This is a genomic window from Micrococcus sp. HSID17227 (assembly GCF_003989405.1).
GTDB classification, from domain to species: Bacteria; Actinomycetota; Actinomycetes; order Actinomycetales; family Micrococcaceae; genus Micrococcus; species Micrococcus luteus.
In genome coordinates this window covers 1-1,549 of the sequence record NZ_RBLN01000168.1, presented here as the reverse complement: position 1 = coordinate 1,549, position 1,549 = coordinate 1, and the positions used below count along the sequence as shown (strand labels likewise).

Annotated in this window: 1 protein-coding gene and 2 pseudogenes; 1 reads left to right on the top strand and 2 read right to left on the bottom strand. The window is 74.8% G+C overall.

The features are described from left to right. Together D8M29_RS13530 and D8M29_RS08605 are read right to left on the bottom strand one after the other, a co-directional pair. A pseudogene (locus tag D8M29_RS13530) lies at window positions 1-114 on the bottom strand (ferredoxin reductase); the annotation flags it as partial. 106 nt (window positions 115-220) lie between these two features. Beyond that, entirely contained in the window at window positions 221-1,273 is a 1,053-nt protein-coding gene (locus tag D8M29_RS08605) for a ferredoxin reductase (RefSeq protein ID WP_020624875.1), read from the bottom strand. A 90-nt stretch (window positions 1,274-1,363) separates the two neighbouring features. Between D8M29_RS08605 and D8M29_RS08600 the strand changes: the two are divergent. Then, window positions 1,364-1,549 (top strand): annotated as a pseudogene (locus tag D8M29_RS08600) (PucR family transcriptional regulator); the annotation flags it as partial.

Genomic DNA, 1,549 nt, shown 5'->3' with positions numbered 1-1,549 from the left:
GCAGGTCTGGATCAGCTCGCCGGGCTCGCCGTGGACTTCGCCGGAGCGCAGGTCGGTGACCTGGCCGGAGCGCAGGGGGGTCAGGCAGGCGTGGCAGATGCCCATGCGGCAGCCGGACGGGGCGGCGTGGGGGGTGGGGGTTTTCCGGTTCTGCGTGGCTTCCGGGGGCGGGGGGGGGGGGAATGGTCGGGGAGGCCCGGGTCTCGGCCGGGTGTCAGGTTCAGAGGTCGAGGCTCAGCGGGCCGGCGGCGGCGCTCACGCAGGTCTGGATCAGCTCGCCGGGCTCGCCGTGGACTTCGCCGGAGCGCAGGTCGGTGACCTGGCCGGAGCGCAGGGGGGTCAGGCAGGCGTGGCAGATGCCCATGCGGCAGCCGGACGGGGCGGCGACGCCGGCCTCCTCGGCCACGATCAGCAGCGGCACGTCACCGGGAGCGTCGGCCTCGGCGTCGGCGTGCTCGAACACCACGCGGCCGCCCGCGCCGGCCACGCCCGCCGCGAAGTCCGCACGGAAGCGCTCGATGCGCAGGTCCTCGCCGGCCTCGCGCCGCCAGAGGTCCTCGGCGTCGTCGAGGAACTCGGCGGGGCCGCACGCGTAGGCGGCCCGGTCGCGCCAGTCGGGGCACAGGTCCTCGAGCTCGGCGGGGGAGGACAGGTCCAGGCGGCCCTCGTCCGCGGTGTGGCGGTGCACCACGCGCAGGCCCGGGAACTGGTCGGCCAGCTCGGCGAGCTCCTCGCGGAACAGGGCGTCCTCGGGGGTGCGGGAGGAGTGGATGAGCACGACGTCGGCGTCCGCGCGGGCCGGCACGAGCGTGCGGATCATGGACATCACCGGGGTCAGGCCCGAGCCGGCCGTGAGCATCAGCAGGGCGCGCGGCTCGTCCGGGAGGGTGAAGTCGCCCTCGGGGACGTCGAGGAACAGGACGTCGCCGGGCTTCGTGCGGCGCACGAGCGTGCCGGAGACGAGGCCGATGTCGGACACCGTGATCTCGGGGTCGGCGCCCGCGGGAGCGGAGAGCGAGTAGGAGCGCCACTGGCGCACGCCGTCCACGTCCACCCCGATGCGGGCCCACTGGCCGGCGTCGTGGGCCCGCCAGCCCGGGCCCGGGCGGAAGGCGATGGTGGCGGTGCCGGGCGTCTCGCGCGTCACGGAGGTGACCACGCCGCGCAGCTGCCGCGAGGAGTGCACGGGGTCGAGCAGGCTGAGGACGTCCTGCGGGGCGAGCGGGTGCAGGAGCGTCGACGCCAGACGGGAGAACAGAGACGGGCCGACCATGGCTCCAGTCTATGGCTCGGCATGCCGCAGTTCTTCGTCTTCAGCGTACGATCTGGGCCATCACTTCATCGCGAGGAGACAAGATTGAGTGTGACGCACACCACCCCCGCCCCCGACTGGCCCCCGCCCTGGCAGTCCCCCCCCGACGACCTCGCCGACCGCCTGCCCCCGGCGCTGCCCGGCATCATGGAGCGCAACACCGAGCCGGTCCCGGACAACCTCCCCGCTCGCGAGGGGGCGGGCGACGGCGACTCAGGCAAGCGCCTCACCGGCGGA

Excerpts from the sequence above, each read along its gene's own strand:
- D8M29_RS08605 (WP_020624875.1), bottom strand. The coding sequence starts at position 1,273 with ATGGTCGGCCCGTCTCTGTTCTCCCGTCTGGCGTCGACGCTCCTGCAC.